Annotated in this window: 2 protein-coding genes; one reads left to right on the top strand and one right to left on the bottom strand. The window is 57.5% G+C overall.

The genetic code is table 11. The annotated features are described in order from the left end of the window. Window positions 1–688 (bottom strand): peptidylprolyl isomerase (locus B4F27_RS06515; RefSeq protein WP_286759202.1); only part of this gene is annotated, 688 nt, incomplete at its 3' end. A gap of 176 nt (window positions 689–864) precedes the next feature. Here B4F27_RS06515 and secA point away from each other — a divergent pair. Next, window positions 865–2,577, top strand: a 1,713-nt coding sequence (gene secA, locus B4F27_RS06520) for a preprotein translocase subunit SecA (RefSeq protein WP_286759203.1), incomplete at its 3' end; no start/stop codon positions are given.

A 2,577-nucleotide genomic window follows, 5' to 3' on the forward strand; every position in this document is an offset into this window, starting at 1 on the left:
TCACGTGCCAGCCGAACTGGGTTTCAACGGGTTCAGACACAGTGCCGACTTCAAGCTCGGCAACGGCGGTTTCAAACGCGGGCACCATCATGCCGGGCCCAAACCAACCCAAAGTGCCGCCCGCAGGACCGGAAGGACCGGTGGACTTTTCTTTCGCCAAGTCGGCAAAATCCGCGCCTTCATCCAGCTCTTTCTTGACGGCTTGGGCTTCTTCTTCTGTCTCTACCAAAATATGCGACGCGCTGAATTCCTCGGTCGGTTCCGCATCGGCGTAGGCTTCGTCATAGGCGGCTTGCAGCTCTTCCTCGGTGACGTCTTGCGCCATTGCTTTCTCGATCACTTCGCCCGCGATCAGCTGGCGACGTTCGTTTTCAAGCGCCATCTCGATCCGCTTTGGCACTTCGCCGTCAAAGTCTTGCGACAGGGCGGTCTGCTGCACGAGCTGATCCAGGATGCCTTTGAACAGGACTTCGGGGGGAAGCTGTTGATATTGTTCGGGCAGGGTGGCGCGGGCAATGATCATGCTGCCAATCGTGATGTCGGTGCCATTGACCGTGGCAACCACGGTTTCAGCGGTGACGTCTGTCTGCGCATCCGTGTTTTCGGCAGTGTCGTCCTGCGCAACAGCGGGCAGGGCGAGCGAAGCTGCCACCACGAATGGTGCCAGAAAAGTGAGAGGTTTTTGCATGTATCTGTCCTTGGTTTGGCAGCCACAAGGGGCTGCTACATTGACACGGTTTAGTGCGGCCCTTACATCGCCCTATGGGCGCGGCCTTGGCGCACGTTCAGTCTTGTATCTAGGGGCTGTCCGGCGGCTCGGCAAGCAGATGGACGCCTTGGAACATAACTTCGGCAGGAGATTGCATGCTGGGCATCGGAACACTCGCCAAAAAAGTCTTTGGGACCCCAAACGACCGTAAAATCAAGGCGACCCGCCCGCTGGTTGAAAAGATCAACGCGCTGGAAGAAGAATTCTTGGCTTTGACCGATGACGGTCTGAAGCAAAAAACAGAAGAGCTGCGCAAGCGGGCGATTGACGGCGAAAGCCTTGATGATCTGCTGCCGGAAGCTTTTGCGAACTGCCGTGAAGGCGCACGCCGGACCTTGGGTCTGCGCGCCTTTGACACGCAGTTGATGTCGGCGATTTTCCTGCATCAGGGCAATATCTCCGAGCAGAAAACCGGTGAGGGTAAAACCCTGACCGCGACGCTGGCCGCTTACCTCAATGCGCTGACCGGCAAGGGCGTGCATGTAGTCACGGTGAACGAGTACCTCGTGAAACGGGACGCCGACTGGATGGGCAAGGTTTTTGCCTCGCTGGGGCTGACCACGGGTGCTGCGGTGTCCGGCATGACCGAGGAAGACAAACGCGCCGCTTATGATTGCGACGTGACCTACGCCACAAACAACGAGCTGGGCTTTGATTATCTGCGCGATAACATGAAGTCTGAGCTGAGCCAGATTTTCCAGAAACAGCACAACTTTGCCATCGTGGACGAAGTCGACAGTATTCTGATCGACGAGGCGCGGACGCCGCTGATTATCTCTGGCCCGTCGCAAGACCGCTCCGAGATGTATAAAATCGTCGACGATGTGATCCCGCTGCTGCAGGAAAGCCACTACGAGCTGGACGAGAAAACCCGCAACGTGACCTTTACCGACGAAGGGAACGAGTTCCTCGAGCAAGAGCTGCACAGCCGCGGCCTGCTGGAAGAAGGGTTAACGATGTATGACCCCGAAAGCACCACCATCGTGCACCATGTGAACCAAGGTTTGCGGGCGCATAAGCTGTTCCAGCGCGACAAGGATTACATTGTGCGCGACGGCGAGGTGATGCTGATCGACGAATTCACCGGGCGTATGATGTCCGGTCGTCGTCTGTCCGACGGGTTGCATCAGGCGATCGAAGCGAAGGAAGGCTGCCAGATCCAGCCCGAAAACGTGACGTTGGCCTCGGTCACTTTCCAGAACTATTTCCGCCTTTATAACAAGCTGGCGGGCATGACGGGTACTGCCGAAACCGAAGCCGAAGAATTTGCCGAGATTTACGGGCTGGGTGTTGTCGTTGTCCCGACCAACGTGCCGGTTGCGCGTGTGGACGAAGACGATCAGGTCTATCGTTCGGCGCTGGAAAAATATCAGGCGATGATCGAAAAGGTCAAAGAAGCCAATGCGATAGGCCAGCCGGTTCTGGTGGGTACCACCTCTATCGAGAAATCCGAAATGCTGAGCCAGATGCTGACCGAAGCGGGCATCAAACATAACGTTCTGAACGCGCGCCAGCACGAGCAGGAAGCGCAGATCGTGGCGGATGCGGGCAAGTTCGGCGCGGTGACCATCGCGACAAACATGGCCGGTCGCGGCACCGACATTCAGCTGGGCGGCAATGTCGAGCTGAAGGTGATTGAGGCGCTGGACGCTGATCCTGATGCCGATCCCGTTGCGATCCGTGAAAAGATCGAAGCGGAACACGCTGACGAGAAGAAAAAAGTGCTCGACGCAGGGGGGCTTTATGTTCTGGCCTCCGAGCGTCACGAAAGCCGCCGGATCGATAACCAGCTGCGCGGCCGTTCGGGC

Origin of the sequence: Sulfitobacter sp. UBA1132 (genome assembly GCF_002311545.1) — a bacterium.
GTDB lineage: Bacteria > Pseudomonadota > Alphaproteobacteria > Rhodobacterales > Rhodobacteraceae > Sulfitobacter > Sulfitobacter pontiacus.